This window comes from Romboutsia ilealis (genome assembly GCF_900015215.1).
In the GTDB taxonomy this organism is placed as follows: Bacteria; Bacillota; Clostridia; order Peptostreptococcales; family Peptostreptococcaceae; genus Romboutsia; species Romboutsia ilealis.
On the sequence record NZ_LN555523.1, the window covers coordinates 2,138,676 to 2,155,863 of the forward strand.

At 29.2% G+C, this 17,188-nt stretch carries 16 protein-coding genes, 1 tRNA gene and 1 riboswitch; of the genes, 1 reads left to right on the forward strand and 16 read right to left on the reverse strand.

Annotated elements, in window-relative coordinates:
* Positions 1-30: 30 nt before the first annotated feature.
* Positions 31-945 carry a ribonuclease H-like domain-containing protein gene (locus CRIB_RS10095; protein WP_180702247.1) on the forward strand — a complete coding sequence of 305 codons (915 nt, stop codon included), beginning with the start codon at positions 31-33 and terminating at the stop codon, positions 943-945.
* Between the two features lie 28 nt (positions 946-973).
* Here the strand turns inward: CRIB_RS10095 and CRIB_RS10100 are convergent, their stop codons facing one another.
* The 16 genes from CRIB_RS10100 to acsD all read right to left on the reverse strand — a co-directional run bounded on the left by CRIB_RS10100 (position 974) and on the right by acsD (position 17,172).
* A complete protein-coding gene (locus CRIB_RS10100) occupies positions 974-1,621 on the reverse strand; it encodes an FMN-dependent NADH-azoreductase (protein WP_180702248.1) in 648 nt (215 codons plus the stop codon).
* A 245-nt stretch (positions 1,622-1,866) separates the two neighbouring features.
* Positions 1,867-1,959, reverse strand: a tRNA-Ser gene (locus tag CRIB_RS10105).
* A 526-nt stretch (positions 1,960-2,485) separates the two neighbouring features.
* Positions 2,486-3,910: a sensor histidine kinase gene (locus CRIB_RS10110; RefSeq protein WP_180702249.1), complete on the reverse strand. Its 1,425-nt coding sequence runs from the start codon at positions 3,908-3,910 to the stop codon at positions 2,486-2,488.
* Positions 3,910-4,593, reverse strand: a complete 684-nt coding sequence (locus CRIB_RS10115) for a response regulator transcription factor (protein ID WP_180702250.1) — start codon at positions 4,591-4,593, stop codon at positions 3,910-3,912. The genes CRIB_RS10110 and CRIB_RS10115 overlap by 1 nt, the downstream gene beginning before the upstream one ends.
* A 219-nt stretch (positions 4,594-4,812) precedes the next feature.
* A riboswitch (cobalamin riboswitch) is annotated at positions 4,813-4,991 on the reverse strand.
* Between the two features lie 149 nt (positions 4,992-5,140).
* Positions 5,141-6,004, reverse strand: a complete 864-nt coding sequence (locus tag CRIB_RS10120) for an ABC transporter ATP-binding protein (RefSeq protein ID WP_180702251.1) — start codon at positions 6,002-6,004, stop codon at positions 5,141-5,143.
* On the reverse strand, positions 6,004-7,086 hold the full coding sequence (locus tag CRIB_RS10125) for a FecCD family ABC transporter permease (protein WP_180702252.1): 1,083 nt from the start codon (positions 7,084-7,086) through the stop codon (positions 6,004-6,006). The genes CRIB_RS10120 and CRIB_RS10125 overlap by 1 nt, the downstream gene beginning before the upstream one ends.
* Positions 7,086-8,111: an ABC transporter substrate-binding protein gene (locus tag CRIB_RS10130; protein ID WP_180702253.1), complete on the reverse strand. Its 1,026-nt coding sequence runs from the start codon at positions 8,109-8,111 to the stop codon at positions 7,086-7,088. The genes CRIB_RS10125 and CRIB_RS10130 overlap by 1 nt, the downstream gene beginning before the upstream one ends.
* 92 nt (positions 8,112-8,203) lie before the next feature.
* Complete coding sequence (locus tag CRIB_RS10135; protein ID WP_180702254.1) at positions 8,204-8,500, reverse strand: hypothetical protein; 297 nt, start codon at positions 8,498-8,500, stop codon at positions 8,204-8,206.
* Between the two features lie 16 nt (positions 8,501-8,516).
* Positions 8,517-8,933, reverse strand: a complete 417-nt coding sequence (locus CRIB_RS10140; protein WP_180702255.1) for a DUF3842 family protein — start codon at positions 8,931-8,933, stop codon at positions 8,517-8,519.
* 14 nt (positions 8,934-8,947) lie between these two features.
* Entirely contained in the window at positions 8,948-9,142 is a 195-nt protein-coding gene (locus CRIB_RS10145; protein WP_180702256.1) for a CooT family nickel-binding protein, read from the reverse strand.
* 172 nt (positions 9,143-9,314) lie between these two features.
* A complete protein-coding gene (gene acsV / locus CRIB_RS10150; RefSeq protein WP_180702257.1) occupies positions 9,315-11,243 on the reverse strand; it encodes a corrinoid activation/regeneration protein AcsV in 1,929 nt (642 codons plus the stop codon).
* Positions 11,244-11,360: 117 nt separating this feature from the next.
* Complete coding sequence (gene gcvH, locus CRIB_RS10155; protein ID WP_180702258.1) at positions 11,361-11,735, reverse strand: glycine cleavage system protein GcvH; 375 nt, start codon at positions 11,733-11,735, stop codon at positions 11,361-11,363.
* Between the two features lie 23 nt (positions 11,736-11,758).
* A complete protein-coding gene (gene acsB / locus CRIB_RS10160; RefSeq protein WP_180702259.1) occupies positions 11,759-13,885 on the reverse strand; it encodes an acetyl-CoA decarbonylase/synthase complex subunit alpha/beta in 2,127 nt (708 codons plus the stop codon).
* Between the two features lie 46 nt (positions 13,886-13,931).
* Positions 13,932-14,744, reverse strand: a complete 813-nt coding sequence (gene acsE, locus CRIB_RS10165) for a carbon monoxide dehydrogenase/acetyl-CoA synthase methytransferase subunit (protein ID WP_180702260.1) — start codon at positions 14,742-14,744, stop codon at positions 13,932-13,934.
* Between the two features lie 81 nt (positions 14,745-14,825).
* A complete protein-coding gene (gene acsC / locus CRIB_RS10170; RefSeq protein WP_180702261.1) occupies positions 14,826-16,199 on the reverse strand; it encodes an acetyl-CoA decarbonylase/synthase complex subunit gamma in 1,374 nt (457 codons plus the stop codon).
* A gap of 28 nt (positions 16,200-16,227) precedes the next feature.
* The gene (gene acsD / locus CRIB_RS10175; RefSeq protein WP_180702262.1) at positions 16,228-17,172 is read right to left on the reverse strand and encodes an acetyl-CoA decarbonylase/synthase complex subunit delta; all 945 of its coding nucleotides are present in this window, start codon (positions 17,170-17,172) and stop codon (positions 16,228-16,230) included.
* Positions 17,173-17,188: the final 16 nt, after the last annotated feature.

Sequence of the window (17,188 nt, forward strand, 5' to 3'; positions counted from 1 at the left end):
TAATATATAATTGGAGAAAGGAGAAATTTTATGGAAGTAATAACTAAAACTTTAGATGAATTAATAGATATACCTCCTAACCATTTTGTATTTGATATAGAAACTACAGGCCTTAACTCAAATTATTGTAAAGTTATTTTGATAGGAATTCTTTTTAATCAAGATAATAAAACTGTTATTAAGCAATTTTTTGCTAATACAGAAGATGATGAAAAAGAACTTCTACTTACTTTTATTAATACTATAAAAAATTATCAAAATCATATTACTTTTAATGGGCTAACTTTTGATATTCCTTTTTTAAATACTAGACTAAAAAAACATAATATCGATTTTTATCTATCTAAAAATGATGATATTGATATCCTTAAACTTATAAGACCCTTTAAGGAAAAACTTTCTCTATCTGATTGTAAACTAAAAACTATAGAAAAATACCTTGGTATTCATAGAGAAGATACCATTTCTGGTAAAGAAAGCATTGATTTATATAAAGATTATTCTGTTAATCAAAATATAGACTTAAAAGAAAAAATACTTCTTCATAATTATGAAGATATTTATTATTTAGGTGTCATTTTTAAAATAAAAGATATTTTAAAACATAAATTAAATGTTTTATGTATAGCTACAAATAATTTATCATTAGAATTAGTTCCAGGATCATTTAAAATATCCAAAAACATACTATCGATTATATATAATACTTTTGAAGGTAACGTATTTAACATAAATATATATAATGATTCATACTCTATAATCTCTGATGAGAAAAATCTAATATTAAATGTATCGCTAGACAAAGGTCGAGACTCAAATAATAACACAATTTTATTTTATAATTTATATAAAATAATTCCATTAAAGTTTAATGACTCATTCTTAGAAGATAATATATATTCATTATGCAATTACCTAATAAAAAAAGAGTTATCGTCCTTATAATATGGACTATAGCTCTTTAACATTTATATTAAAATTTCATTGAATCTATAACATCGTCAATCTTACTAGATGCTTTATTTATTGCTTCTTGTTTTTCTTCTTCTGTAAATCCAGTAGCATCAACTAATAATTCTTCAAACTTCTTAATTCCCATAAATTTCATTATATCTTCTATATAATTAAGTCCTTTATTCATAATTGGTCTTAACATCCAAGGCACATTTCCACCTGAAGATTGAATATATACCATGGTTCTTGGTTTATCATTTAGAAGGGGTTCTATTTTTTTACCTTCAAATTTTATAGTTTTTTGATCTTGCATTATACAGTCTATATATTCTTTAAGTGGAGCTGGAAATGACAAACTCCACATTGGAGCTGAAATTACATAAGCATTAGCGCTTATAAATTGATCACATAGTTCTCTTATTTTTTTTATTTCTCTTTGTTCTTTATCACTTAGTTCTTTAGCATCACTCTCATTTATTATACAATTTCTCTTTTCAAAATATTGATACTCAAGTCTAGGTATATGCTCTTTATATAAGTCTATCTCTTCTAATTGGAAATCTTTATTTTTTTCTAAAAATTTATTTATAAATTTTCTAGCCACAGTTTTACTTGCAGATAAATTTTCAGGCTTAGAGTTTACACTTATATATAATAACTTTTTCATAATAGTACCTTCCTTCATATATTATATCTATTGATATAGTTTTTCTATAAGGTACTTTTTTATTCATTTACAATAAAAAATTCGCTTCGCTCATGTCGCCAACGACTTCGTCCGTTGCTCAAAATCCTTTTTATGCTCAAAACCAATTTATTGATATTACTTACATTCAGAATTTATCCACATTTTTTTAAGTATTATAATATCCTTAAGCGTAAAAAAGACTATGAAATTCATAGTCTTTTAACTGGCGGAGAAGGAGGGATTCGAACCCTCGCACCAGTATAACCCAGCCTAAACCCTTAGCAGGGGTTCCTCTTTAGCCACTTGAGTACTTCTCCTTATTTAATTTATACCTTAATTATACAATCTAATAACAATATAGTCAATAGTTTATATAATTTTTTTGAAAAATTTTACTATTATTATGTAAAGTAGAGATATTACACTCTACTTTATATAAATACTTTATAAAATACACTCAAAATATCTCCGCCTTCATCCTTATTAATTTAGAATCTATTTCATATACTTTCTTTATTAATTTTCTAGTTAAAATATTTTTAGGATTTCTATATGCTATTATAATTCCATCTTTTAAAACATAAATCTTATCACGATATAAAAAACTCTATTTAAATCATGACTAGCACCAATAATTTTTATTTTCTAGCTTTTTGAATATATTCATTATTTGATAGAATAATATTATTTTAATCTATTATGCTGGTTATTTTACTAAACATATTGAAATTACTATATAAAGTTTTTGAACTATAAAAGTATAGTTTAATAGACTTTAGTATTTTCAATAATCATGTTTAACTAGCACAACGAGTTATTTTAATAATATCAATATGTAATAAATTACATGTAATGTATAGTAAAAGTAAATTTAGAACCTCTTCCAATTTCTGATTCAATATAAATGTTCTCATTTAGATGCTTAATTATTTCATATGCAATAGATAAACCTATCCCCGTTCCATTTGAATTATGAGATTTATCTGCTTTGTAAAATCTATCAAAGATAAAAGGTATATCTTCTTTATCTATTCCTATTCCAGAATCTATAACACTAATTTCTAAATATTCAGTTTTACTAGAAACCTCTAAACACACTACTCCTCCTGAGGCTGTAAATTTAAATGCATTATCTAAGAGGATTATAAGTATTTGAACTATTCTATTATAATTAGTATATATACTTGGTATATTATCTAAATTTTTAGGGGTTATAAAATCAATATCTAAATCATCTGCCATAATTTCAAATTTTTCAATAACTTCATTTATAATATCGTTTACACTTACATATGACTTTTCAAAAGCTATGTTACCAGATTGAAGCCTAGATAATTCCAACATATCCTTAATTAGAACCTCTAACCTTATCGATTCTCTAAGAATCATACTATAATATTTATTCTTATCTATACTATCCTTAAGTTCATCATCATTAAGTATTTCAGCTATAGCCCTTATCGATGTTACAGGAGTCTTTAACTCATGAGATACATTTGCAACATAATCTTTTCTCATTTGATCTAGCATTTTTGATTCTTCTTCACTCTTTTCTAAGTTATCTGCTAAATAATTAAATTTTCTAACTAACTCCCCAATAACATTGTTTTGATTAGCTTCTACCCTAATAGAAAAATCTCCCTTAGACATTAATATTGTTGCATCTGTCATATCTTCTATTGGCTTAAATTCTCTTTTTATAAAAATATAAATAGATACTATAATAGATATTAATACTAAAGTCATACTTATTATAATAACTATGTAAAATACTATTAACCAATTGGTAACGTCGCTTGTTGATTTTATTATAAATATTGCTCTGACTACATCATTATCTTCATTGATAGGCTCACCAATTAACATACAATCGCCCTTAATTCCATATAACTTAATCACATCTTTTATTGAACTTCCGCCTAAAACTGTTTCTATATACGGATCTAATACTTTTGATATTTTTTCATCAGAAATATAGTTATCTTCATATTTAAAATTATTAAATTTATATGTAGCTTTTTCTTGGCTATCATAAACTCTTATAATCAAATCATTACCTAATCTTCGCTGTATATTTTTAAATAAAAGATTATCGTCTTTTTCATAATTAGATACAGCGTGCTTAACCTTATATTGGATATCATTTAAGTTAATTTTCAAAAAATATACCTTTATAATTATGCTACAAAATAATACAATAGTTAATACAGTAACCATACTAGCCCTAATTATTATTCTAAATAATTTCTTAAATAGTTCTTTATTCATTAAGATACCTCAAATTTATATCCAACACCATATACTGACTTAATTCCCCAATTTAAATTATCCATATCAATTTTTTTCCTAAGCCTTTTAATCTGAGTATCAACTACTCTAGTATCGCCAAAGTAATCATATCCCCATACTTCAGACAATATATACTCTCTTGATAAAGTAGTTCCTTTATTCAATGCAAGTGTATAGAGTATCTTAATTTCTTTAGGCGTAATATTTAATATTTCATTATTTATATATACCTCATGATTATCTAAGTTTATTCTAAGATTATCATAATTCAAAATATTTTTAGGCTTATATATATTTGATGAATGTATACGTCTAAGTACAGTTTTCACACGTGTAACTACTTCTCTTGGTGAGAATGGTTTGCTTATATAATCATCCGCTCCTATTTCAAGACCTATTATCTTGTCTACAGTTTCTCCTTTCGCTGTAAGCATAATAATAGGAACATTACTATTTTTTCTAATCTCTTTACATACATCTGTGCCAAGCATCTTAGGCATCATTAAATCTAGTAATACTAAATCGATATCCAAAGTCTTAACTTTTTCTAGGGCATCTAACCCATCAAAAGCAGATACATACTCCATACCTTCTAACTTTAAATATTCACCTATAGTTTCATGTACTGATTCTTGGTCATCACATATTAAAATTTTTTTCATTAATTTAATACCTCTCCCCACTATTTAATTAAAAATAAAAGTAAAAAAATGCTTTAGTATTGCAGCTAAAGCATTTTTAAGGATAAGTTTTATTTATTTAAAGAAATTTGCTTAAAGTCATAATTAAAAGCCCATCAAGATATGATGAGCTTATATAAACATATATAATAATACAACTTTACTATATATTAATAAATAAGAACCTTCCCCATCCCGAAGAATTTCTATATACTATAGGCAGATATCCTGGCTTAGCTTCATCCTACTAGTTTCCCTTCCCATGAATATTCACAGTGGTTTGAAACGTTCGTCCACCTTACAGTAGCGGGTGCTGCAAAGGACTTTAACCTTTTTCCCTTTTAACTCAACTTGTGAGCACCTATAATATTTCTTTAGTTGTCATACTATAATAGTATACTATATTATCTATAATATCAATAAGTTATTTTATTTTCTTGATTTCCAAATAACCTTATGTACTCCCTATCCTCTAGCTATCAGAAATTATATCATTTATTTTACAAAAAAGATTATCAATCATCTAACCTTAATATGAGCATTTATTATTATAATGATAATGCGTATGTTTTCCAGTAAATCCATCTTCATGTATATGGTCATGACCCACACCATTTATATGTTCATGACTATGCATAAATGAAACTTGTAATTTATTATTTATAGGATTTATACCTACATATGCATTTACACCAAATATTTCTTTTAACATTTCAGATGTTATTACATCTTCAACTTTTCCAAAATCTTTTATTTGACCATTTTTCATAATTATTAAATAATCACAATACATAGATGCTATATTCATATCATGTATAGCTGATAGAGTTGTTATATTGAGGCTTTTAATAAGATCCATAAGCTGTATTTGGTAACCTATATCTAAATGATTTGTAGGTTCATCTAATATTAAAAAATCTGTATTTTGAACTAAAGCCCTTGCAATCAATGTTCTTTGTTTCTCTCCTCCAGATAAGTTAGAAAAATTTCTATTGCTATAGTTATTTAATCCTACTTTCTCTAACATATCTTTAACCATCTGAAGATCACTCTTAGAATAATCTTCAAAAATAGATTTATATGGATAACGTCCCATTTTTACTATTTGTTCTACAGTAAAATCAAATTGTGAATTACTTTCTTGAGCAAGTACTGCTATTTCTTTTGCACAATCTTTATCTTTCATCTTAGCTAAATCTTTATTGTCCAAAGTTATACTTCCACTAGATGGTTTATATAGTCTGTATATATTTTTTAATAAAGTAGACTTCCCACAACCATTTGGGCCTATAATTCCTACAAAGCTTCCTCTTGGAACTTCAAAAGATATATCTTTCAGTATTTCTTTTTTATCTATAGTAAATTTTAAATTTTCAACCTTTACTTTAATCATTAATCATTTCCTCCAAATGAGTAATTTTTATTAGAAATTAAATATAAAAAGAATGGTCCACCAACTAATGATGTTATTATTCCTATAGGAATTTCTATTGGAGGAAAAATCCATCTAGCAACAACATCTGATAATATTAAAAATATTGATCCTACTAATGATGAAAGTATTATTAACTTCTTATGGTCACTTCCTGCTATAGTTCTACATACATGTGGGACGACAAGACCTATAAACCCTATAGCTCCAGTTATAGCAACCAATGTTGATGTAAGTAGAGTTGCTAAAATTAATATAACTGATTTTACTAATTTAACATTTATGCCAAGTATTACTGCACTATCATCTCCTAAAAGAAGAATATCTAATGACTTAGACATTATAAATGATACTATAATAACAAAAACTAAGGCTATAAATGGAATCAATAAAATATCCCACTTAGCACCACCTAAACTTCCTATAGTCCAAAATAATGCATTTTTTGCTTGGTTAGAATTTTTCGCTGAGTATATAAGAAGATTTGTTAATGCACTAAATATAGTTGATATTGCCATCCCAGACAAAACTAATCTGGTAGTAGATGTTATTCTTCCCATTTGCGTACCTATTACAAAAACTAAAACACCAGATATAATTGATCCAATAAATGCTCCACCTGTGATACTCGTTATTCCAATAGATGACATTCCTCCAAGAATAATAATAGCTACTGCACCACAAGATGCTCCAGAGGATATTCCAAGTATATATGGCTCTGCTATTGGATTTTTAGTAACGCATTGCATAAGTACTCCACAAAGAGCAAGACCTGCACCACATATTGCTCCTAGTAATACTCTTGGTAGCCTAATTTCCCATATTATATTATCAAACATTATATTCCAAGTTGAATCAAATATATTTTGATTTAAAAGTTTATTTATTAATACTTTATAAACTACTCCAGGTTCTATATATGTACTACCTATAGCTATTGCGCCTATTATAGTTGCTATTAATACTATAGTTAAAAATATAGTCCAAAACGAGAACCCTCTCTTATATGAAAAACTTCTCGTTTCTTGTGAATTTATATCCACTAGTTATTTTCTCCGTAGAAATATCCGTACATTTTTTCTATAACCATAGGATTTCTAATTCCTGGAGATAAATCAGCTAATCCTACAACATATATTTTATCATTTTTTATTGCATCAATATCTTTTAGTGCTGGATGACTTTTTAAAAATTCAATCTTTTTTTCAACAGGAGACCCTGCTAAATAGTCTGTCACAATTATAACTTCTGGATTTTCAGCTACTACACTTTCCCATGTAGCATTTATATATGGTTGACTTTCTTCACCAAATATATTTTTTCCTCCTGCAAGTTCTATTAAGTTATTTGCCAAACCTGATCCAACTGCCATAGCTTTATCTTCACCAGAATCATATACCATAACTCTTACCTTGTCTTCCTCTTTTACTTCACCAAGTTTATCTGTTATTTTTTTTATATCACTTTTCATTTTATTTATTACTTCAGTTGCTTGATCCTCTACATCAAATATTTTTCCTAACAATTCAAAATCTTCATATACTGTTTCAACTGTAGCATCTGGAGAATATGACTTGGCTAAGAAAGGCGTTATATCTTTTTCTATAAGTTCATCTGGGCTACCTGTTGTTTGATCTGATATAGACATATCCCATCCACTGACAAAATCAGCCCCAGTTGCTATAAAAGCTTCTTTGGATATAGAATGACCTTCACTTATTTCTAACTCAGGTATTTTATTGTATGCTTCTTCAAACTCGGGAAGTATTGGATTATCTAAAAGAGCTGTTCCAACCATTTTATCTCCTAAATCAAGAGTTAATAACATTTCTGTCATAAATTGAGATAATGTAACTGCCTTTTCTCTTGGTTTTTCAACTTTTACATCATATTCTTTCGCTCCATCTGAATATGTAAATTCTACTGGCGTAAAATTAGTTTCTTCTATCTTAGTTTCTGATACTTTATCTTTATTATCACTACTTGATGAACACCCAACAATACTTATGGTTAATCCTACTATTGATAGTACTACTAAAAATCTCTTTAAACTATAACTTTTTATCATTTATATACTCCCCCTTTGTTAAATATTATATATAAAACATATTAAAAAACCATGAAGGATATTAATATTTTACCTTCATGGTATAAGTTCTTCTACATATGTTTTTTAGCTTCGATTAACATTTCATTGGCTTTTTGAAAATATTCAATAGCCTTTTCAATATTATTTGCTGTTTCATCTTTTCCCATATTTCTAGCTTTATATACCCATTCTCTAAATCCTTCTTCATGTGATTCATTGTGATTTACCCAATGAACTAGAAGAATTTTTAAAAGTTTTTCATCTTTATTTTCTATAGCATCACCATGAGAATGATTATTTTCATGTATATGGTCATAATCTTGGTCATGTCCATGATGATATCTTACTCTTTGTTTTCCAGATATCATTTATTTATCCCCCTATTTATTTTATATTAAATTCATTTTTTATTAATTTTATTGAATCTTTAATAAGTAATGCTAATGGTTTATTCTCTAGTCCTACTAACTCTATATTCTCTGGAATAATTGGTAAAAGTATTTTTAAAGCCTCAGATTCAATAACAGCTTCACTAACTTTACTCGTTACTTCCCCCATCATCGAATTTGGCATCGTTACGGAAACTGGTGCAACTATTATATTAGCCTTTTTTACTGATGTTATAATAGCATTCTCTCCTGTTGCTCCTTTATTTGCATGAGCTTTCATCATAGCGCTAGTTGCAATAGAATTTGTTCCAAGTGCATATATATCTATATATGTAGGTAGTTCTTCTCTAAGATTAGATACTATTTGAGCACCTATTCCTCCACCCATACCATCTATAACTGCTATTACCATATATCTATCCCCTATTATCTTTTATTTTCCTTTATTATTATCTTATGATCCATTAGTCTTATTTCTTTTATTTCGCCATCTATTATTTTTTGTTCTCCTAATAAATCTGTTAAATATACCTTTCCTTCAAATGGATCTACGCTAACAACATTATCCATTATTCTCTCCATTCCATCTTCTTTTAAAATATAAGCAGCAGATTCACACATATTATTTCCCCCTTTAGATTATACTAAAAAAGGTTTCTTCAGGTATTTCAATACACCAAAGAAACCTTCATGATTTCGCTTTTTATTATTTATTTATACTTTGAGTATAGCAGTGTAATTTATAAAAAGTCAACTAAATTTAACTACTTATAATAATCTTATTTTTAATATTTTATTCTCCTAATTTTGATTTAATCGTTGGAAATTGCTCTATATTTGTATGTGGTAAAAAACATGCTGATATAAATTCATCCATATATGTAGGATAAACACTTAATTCAACATATGTTATTTCACTTCCTATTTCTTGAAGCTTTTTCTTTGCATCTTTACTTATTAATGCAAGATAAGAACCTACTAATGAACTATTTCCTATATATATAAACTTCTCTCGTTCTATATCTGGGAGTAAACCTATTAATATTGAGTTTTCTATATCTAGGTTATTTCCAATTCCACCAGCTATATATACTTTGTCTATTACACTAAAATCCATACCTAAGCTTTCTATTAAAACTGAGGCTCCTGAATATATCGCGCCTTTAGCTTTTATAAAATTATCTATATCAACTTCATTTATAGTTATATCCTGATCTAAATTATATTCTTCTTTAAATGCTAATACATATTCGCCTGTCTCATACTCATTAAATATTATTCTTTCATTGTCTATATCTCTATGTATTTTACCTCTTCTATCTATTATTCCAGTAAGTAACATCTGACATATTAAGTCTATTATACCTGAACCACATATTCCTATAGGAGAAACATCCCCTATTGTTGTAAGAGTTGGTTTTAAAGTTTCTTTGTCTATTTTTACTTTTTCTATAGCTCCATTTGAAGCTCTCATTCCACAACTTATTCCTCCACCTTCAAATGCAGGACCTGCAGAACAAGCGCAACTCATCATATAATCTCGGTTTCCAAATACTATCTCTCCATTAGTACCTAAATCAATGAATAGTACATTTTCTTCACTAGACCAAATACCTGCCGATAATACGCCCGCAGTGATATCTCCGCCTACATAACTTGCAACAGAAGGCGCTATAAATACATATGCACTATCATTAATATTTAACCTTACATCTTTTCCTATTAATCTAGGAGATTTTAAAAATGGTGGTATAAATGGTTCTTGTCTTAAGAAATCTGTATATACTCCTAAAAATAGACTTGTCATAGTTGTATTTCCTGCTACTACAAGGCTTACAACATTATCTTTATCTACGCTATTTCTAGTATAGATTGAATCTAATAACGGATTTATAGTTTCTTCTACTACAGCTTCATTTAATTCTTTTAATCCATTTTTCTTTGTTGAATATACAATTCTATGTATGACATCTGCTCCATATTTTATCTGAGCATTTCCAGATGAAGCTTTATCTACAATTTCTTTTGTATATAAATCAACTAAACATATAACTACAGATGTTGTTCCTATATCTATGGCAACTCCATAAAGCTTATTTTCTGTATTTCCTGATTCTATATTAAGTATAGTTATTTTATTTTTCTTTTTAATGTACGTTATAGTTACTTTAAAATTATCTTCTCTTATTACTGTAGGGACTTTTCTTAGTAATTCTATAGTGAAATCTATTTCATCATATCCTAAATGATTTCTTACATATCTTTCTATTCTATCAATATCACTTATATTATCATCTAATGTTGGTTCATCTATCTCTATATAAGTTTTTACAATATTAGTCTTAAACTCAAAATTATTTTCTTCAATTATCTTCTTTGCTCTATCAAAAACTTCCTTATCTTTTTTCTTATCACTACCTTCTATTTTCATTCCATGCATAGATGCTGATAATTTTGAAGGTACTTCTATATCAATATCTTCTATTACTTTTGTATTACATGCTAATATATACCCTTGATTCCATTCCTCATCTTTAATATGATGAGTTTTCTCTGTATCAACTTTCCCTTTAATTAATCTTACCTTACATTTCCCACAAGATACATTTCCATTACAGGGTGCATCTATAAATATTTCTGCATCTCTTGCAACATCCAGTAATTTCTCTCCCTTATTACAGTAAATCTCTTTATTATGTGATGTAAAAGTTACTTTCACCATATCTAATTCCCCCAATATGCTTTTCTAATATAAATTTAGCATATATTATATTTATAGGTATCAATAAGGAGTATGAAAGATTTGCGTGCACTCAATCCTTTCATACTCTTATTTTAATTAATCTATACTAGCTTCGTAACTCTTTGAATTTAATAAGTTTTCTAACTCATCTTCATCAGCTACTTTAACTTTCACTATCCATGCATCATATGGATTTTCATTTATATATTCTGGTTCATCATCTAATTTTTCATTTATATCGACAACCTCTCCAGATACCGGAGCTATTAAATCTGATGCTACTTTTGAGGATTCAACTACGCCGTACTCTTCACCTCGGTTTAATTCATCCCCAATCTCTGGCATTTCAACAAATAGTACTTCTCCTAATTGATTTTGAGCATAGTCTGTTATTCCTATATATGCAAATTCGCCATCTATTTTAACCCATTCATGTTTGTCAGTATATTTTAGATTTGGTATAACTTTCATAGTAATCCTCCCGATATACTAAATTACATTAAATATTCCATTGATAATGCTGGGTGTCCTTTTTCTTCTAAAAATGCCAATACTCCTTCAGAATCACTAGCTATAGTCTCATCACATATCATATCTACAAAGTTTTCTATACCAGTCATTTCTTTAACTGTAGCATTTAATTTATCAGCTACATAGTCTTTTAATTCTTTCGGCATCCAAACTATTCTTTCTGGTCCGCCCTCTGCATAAGCAAACTTTTTAGAAGATATGAAATGTCTTCCGTGTCCCATAAATCCTGGAGTTTGAACCCCTCCACCTGTCATAGAAGCAAGTTCTCCAAATGTCATACCAACAGGAGTTATTTGAGAGAATTCTCTATTTACTATAATAAATCCGTTAGCTTCAGGCATTATACCGCAAATACATTCAAAACATCCACATGAAGTCATTGGATCTTCAAGTATAGAATATAATGTAACATTTTCAACAGCACCTTGAGATATCTCAGATACTGTATTATCAACTGATTGCCATTTTCCTAGTCTATCATCTAGGCACTCACCTTTAACTATAGGTTGGCAAGGTCCAGTTGGATCTAGTTCTTTAGTTGCCTTAGCATCTAACCAACTAACCGCTCCACAAAGTCCAAGCCTTTCAGGAGTAACAACACAAACATGTGCTGGTGCGAAAGATTGGCAAAGGTTACAAGAATAGAACTCTTCAACACTTTCATCAACTAATGAAGCTAACCTTTCATCTCTAGCATCGTATCTAGTTATAGCTTGAGATTTTAATTCAGAAACTTTTTGTTCATCTGTTACTATTGTTATTTCACACTTATCAACAACAGATTCAAATTCATCTCTCATTTTAGCATATAAAACTTCTCCTATATGCTCTAATCTAAATCCTTTTTCATAAGCATCTTTAGATATTCTTATCCAAGACATATCTCTCTGACCAACATGCATTACACCTTCTATGTAGTTTAAGAAGTAATGTAATCTTCTTTCAAGAACTGGTTCAAAGTCTTCTTGCATCGATTTACCTGCTATATTAACTATAATAGCAAGTGGTAATCTTACTACACCATTTGATTCTACTTCATCTATATTAGGACCTATTACTGATATTTTATGGTCTTCAACTTCACTTAACTCTCTCTTTATAACAAGTTCCCAAGCTTCAGTTTTATTTCCACCAAATTCAGCAAACATGTCGTTCTTTCTAATTCTTTCACCTTCAAATGCAGCTGCAAATGATACTGGTATTGGTATATCTGTTATTTTTATTTTTATTCCTCTAGCTTCTAATGAAGTTGCTACAAACTTATCATAATCCTTTTGAGTCAATAAATTCATTGGAACTTCTAGAACTGTTTGATCAGTTATAACTGGAAATCCTAAAGCTATAGCTCCAGCTCCAGCAGATATAACTAATTCACTTAATGGTCCAAATGCATTTACGAATGCTGGAACTCTCTTAGAAGTATATTCTAATAATCCTGGTAAATCCCCTGGCGTTAAATTTCCAAATATTAATGCCGCTCTTACTGCAACAGATACTACATGTATAACTGATGTTACATCATATCCTAAAGGTATAACCCTTAGTTCTAACCCCATTTTTATTCCAGCTTCTATAACTTGATCTATTACTTTACCAACTAAGAAAGTAAGTAAACCTTTAGCTTGGTAATCTTTTATTATTTTAGATGCAGTTTCAGCGTCTGGGCATTCTCCAAGAACGACTGCAACACCTGGTATATCTCCTGTAACTAGTGGAACACCAAGTGATCTTATTATAGGGTCAGTTATATGACCTGTGCAAGGTTCACTGTATGGAGCATCGCTAGTTGCATATTTTATAGCCTCTATAACTTCAGCTGCAAGTGCTGTAGCTAATCCTGAATTTAAAGCATGTTCTAATAAATGAGTTTTATTTATTAAGCTTTCTACTATTTCAAGAGCACCTTCTAAGTCTCCTAAACAGTTCATTTTTTTCCCTGTAGCTGCATATATACACGGTAACGAATATGCAGTATCAGGGAATGATACCGTATGCTCTCTTCCATTTGATTCTATTGCTTGATTTAATAAACCTCTTGCAGCTTCTAAAGCTTGCTCAGATCCTGTAAAAATTATATTATATAGGTTCACTCTATATCCCCCCCTTTTTAGGCTTTTTCAATTATATTTTTATATCTTATATGTTAAATGCAAATGAACCTTCATTTAACTCTAAAAATGAGTCTGCATATAGAGAAGCTCCTCTTATTATGTCACAAGATTTTACTGTTCTCATTAATCCTTCATCACAAGGATTTACTATAGCTGAACTAAATCCATTTGCCATAGCCATTGCTAAAAATGCACTGTCAAGTATTGGTCTTACATGTTTTGGGCATCCATTAGATACATTCGATAATCCTCCTGTAGTTAATAATCCCATTTCTGTCATCATTCTTATAGCTTCTAAAACTTCTACTTGCTTATCCTGCATTCCTTTTATAACTAAGCATAATGGATCAAATAACATATCTTCAGGTTCTAATCCTACCATTAGACCTTGCTCTAACATTTCTTGGCAATAAGCCATACGCTCATCATTATCTTTTGGTATACCTTCTTTAGCGCATAAAGCTATAACCTTAGCTTCATATTCTCCTGCTAAATCTATTAAATCTAATCTTGAACCTGCATCAGCAGAATTTATTATTGGTTTAGCATGAGTTCTATTATATACTTTAAGTCCCGCTTCTATAGCTTTTCTATTTGCAGTATCTAAAGCTAAAGGAACATTATTAAACTCTTTTTGAAGCAATTGAACTCCCCAAGTCATTAAATCTTCTCCATCTCTTTCAGCAGGACCTATGTTAAAATCTATATAGTGCGCTCCAGCTTCTAATTGCTCCTTAGCTCTTTTTAATATTGGTTCAGGATTTCTCTCAGCTAAAGCTTTTCTTATTACTGGTGATATACAGTGTATTCTTTCACCTATTATCATAAACTTTTCCATTTGATTTATCCCCCTATAAGTTACTTATTATATTTTGTAACAGTAACTAAATGATATTTAACTACAATTTGAATTTATATACTATGCATTTGATACAGCTTCTCGCTTAGCTTTATATTCTTTTAGGAACTTCGGTATCTCCATAGATTCTTCTGTTCCTATTATTACATTCCATCCTGGTAAATTATCTTCTATATCTCCTTTTAATACAGCAACTTTTCCTGGTATTATTAAATCTCTATTCTTAGTCATCTCTTCTATTTTACTTTCTTTTATAAATTTAGCTATACTACTTCCACTAAACTTACCTGCAGACCAAGCAGTTAATACAGAATATCCTCCTGCATCTGGTATTGCTAAGTATGTTGGAACTTTAGATCTTTCTATATCTCCTGATACTATGAAATAAGTTAATGCAAAGTCAACAGTAACTATTACTGGTGAATTTTCATCTGCATTATTTATTGAGTAAACTTTTGGTTCAACTCTCATTGGCCTTTGTGGATCAGTGTATATATTTTGTCTTAATGCGAATAATGGTAATGCTTTTGAGTAATCTATGTCATCTATTACTATTATAGATCCATATTTTATTGTAAATATTGATGATATGGCTACTTCCATTTGTGGGTCGTTATTTGATAGTTTGTTTGCAAATACTATTGACGGGTATCCAAATGTTCTGTCTTGTTCTTTTAAAGCTATTCTTCTAACTTGAACAGCATTTGTAAATGTATCTTTTATATTTTCTCCTGTTACATCTAATAATAATTCTCTATATCCTAATCCTTGAATTGCTTCTATAGTAGAGTATAACTCTTCTAAGTTAGCAGCCTTTACACCTAGAGCTAATTTAAGATCTTTTACTAACTCAACCATTCCCTTGTAATTTTCTTTATTAGCCCCATAAACTATTGGTTTTTTATCTTTTAATATTTCTATAGCTTCTTTAGCTATATCTACATCTTCACATACTATTATATGAGTTACATCTAATCCGCTTTCGTTAACTCTATTTACTAAGTTTAAGAATCCATCTTTATTATAGCGATATTCTAAAACTACCATTTCAGCTTTCATTTCTTCGCCTATTCTTATATAGTTAACAGCTTTTATATTAGCTATTTTAAAATCTATTTGTTCATTAGTCATAGAATCATCAAATGCTACTGCATATCTATTTCTATTTACTAATGTTTTTTCATGTCTAAATAATACTGTTTCAGCGCCTAATTCATACTCAGAAGTTCCACTTCCTACTTTTAAAGTTCTCATTAAAGGTGCTGTCGCTTCTGATAATTTTGCTATTGAATCATCAGACATATGTGGACACTTACTTACTTCTACGGCTCCTGAAGCAACTTTCATAGAGAAAGCCATACAAGTTGGAAATCCACAATCCTTACAGTTTTTCTTTGGTGTTAATTTAAATATATCTAAAGCTTTTAATGCCATTATTTTTCCCCCTAACCTTACAATTTAATTAAGCTAACGCACTAACTAATTCTTTTATAGTCTCTACTGATTTTGGATGACGAAGTATAACCGCATTTGCTCCACAAACTAAAGCACTTGCTGCAGTAGATACTTCCATATTTATACCTCTTTGTTCTGCACATCCCCATTGTGGTTCATCTTCAATGCTTGCTACAGATTCTTTAACATGCCAAGATTCAAATGAAACTGGAGTTACTATAGGCATTTGTAATGTTTTATCATTTTGACCAAATGCGGCAAGTCTAATTCTATCCATAGTAGATGCAACATACTCATATCCGTAACCAACAGCCGAGCATCCTACTTGCATAACTATATTTTCAGGTTTAACACCCAATTGATTTAATAATACGTTTAATTGTTTAGCTAGGTTTATATCAACCGAAGATTCAGCTACTACTTTATGATTATACGCCATTGTAGATGCAGCTCCAACTGCTTTGTAATTATCTTCTGTAGCTGATAAAAATAAACAGTTATTTCCATCAACAGCTTGAGCTATCTTTTCAAATACCTTAGCATCTTTTTCATGATTTCCACACCCTGCTATAACCATAGGTAACTTAACTGATTCAACTACATTTTTAGCAACTTTAGCACATTCTTCTGGACTTCTATCTAATCCATTTGGATCAGAACTTTCAAGCCTTAAACATATAAAGTCTGGTTTTAAATTTTCCTCTATGTATTTAGCCCATTTAACTGGACAATCACAAACATCTTTATACATTTCTTTAAATTCATTAGTCCATCCTTCTGGATATACATCTAACATTTCTATTCCCACTTTTGGGGTATTTCCAGTATCTCCATCAAAGCTATAAAATGGTAAAGTACTTTCTCCACCTATTTTTATTGCCTTTTCCCCTCTCCCTATTTCTACTTCTGATATCTTTCCAGAATATTTTTGAACAGACATCTTAAATGCCATAGTTTTATCCCCCTTA

Bases quoted from the DNA above. Each gene is read 5' to 3' on its own strand.
- CRIB_RS10135 (WP_180702254.1), bottom strand. From the start codon at position 8,500: ATGATATCTGGAAAACAAAGAGTAAGATATCATCATGGACATGACCAA.
- acsE (WP_180702260.1), bottom strand. From the start codon at position 14,744: ATGGAAAAGTTTATGATAATAGGTGAAAGAATACACTGTATATCACCA.
- acsV (WP_180702257.1), bottom strand. From the start codon at position 11,243: ATGGTGAAAGTAACTTTTACATCACATAATAAAGAGATTTACTGTAAT.
- CRIB_RS10115 (WP_180702250.1), bottom strand. From the start codon at position 4,593: ATGAAAAAAATTTTAATATGTGATGACCAAGAATCAGTACATGAAACT.
- acsC (WP_180702261.1), bottom strand. From the start codon at position 16,199: ATGGCATTAAAAGCTTTAGATATATTTAAATTAACACCAAAGAAAAAC.
- CRIB_RS10130 (WP_180702253.1), bottom strand. From the start codon at position 8,111: ATGATAAAAAGTTATAGTTTAAAGAGATTTTTAGTAGTACTATCAATA.
- CRIB_RS10095 (WP_180702247.1), top strand. From the start codon at position 31: ATGGAAGTAATAACTAAAACTTTAGATGAATTAATAGATATACCTCCT.
- CRIB_RS10110 (WP_180702249.1), bottom strand. From the start codon at position 3,910: ATGAATAAAGAACTATTTAAGAAATTATTTAGAATAATAATTAGGGCT.
- gcvH (WP_180702258.1), bottom strand. From the start codon at position 11,735: ATGAAAGTTATACCAAATCTAAAATATACTGACAAACATGAATGGGTT.
- CRIB_RS10145 (WP_180702256.1), bottom strand. From the start codon at position 9,142: ATGTGTGAATCTGCTGCTTATATTTTAAAAGAAGATGGAATGGAGAGA.
- CRIB_RS10120 (WP_180702251.1), bottom strand. From the start codon at position 6,004: ATGATTAAAGTAAAGGTTGAAAATTTAAAATTTACTATAGATAAAAAA.
- acsD (WP_180702262.1), bottom strand. From the start codon at position 17,172: ATGGCATTTAAGATGTCTGTTCAAAAATATTCTGGAAAGATATCAGAA.
- CRIB_RS10140 (WP_180702255.1), bottom strand. From the start codon at position 8,933: ATGGTAATAGCAGTTATAGATGGTATGGGTGGAGGAATAGGTGCTCAA.
- CRIB_RS10100 (WP_180702248.1), bottom strand. From the start codon at position 1,621: ATGAAAAAGTTATTATATATAAGTGTAAACTCTAAGCCTGAAAATTTA.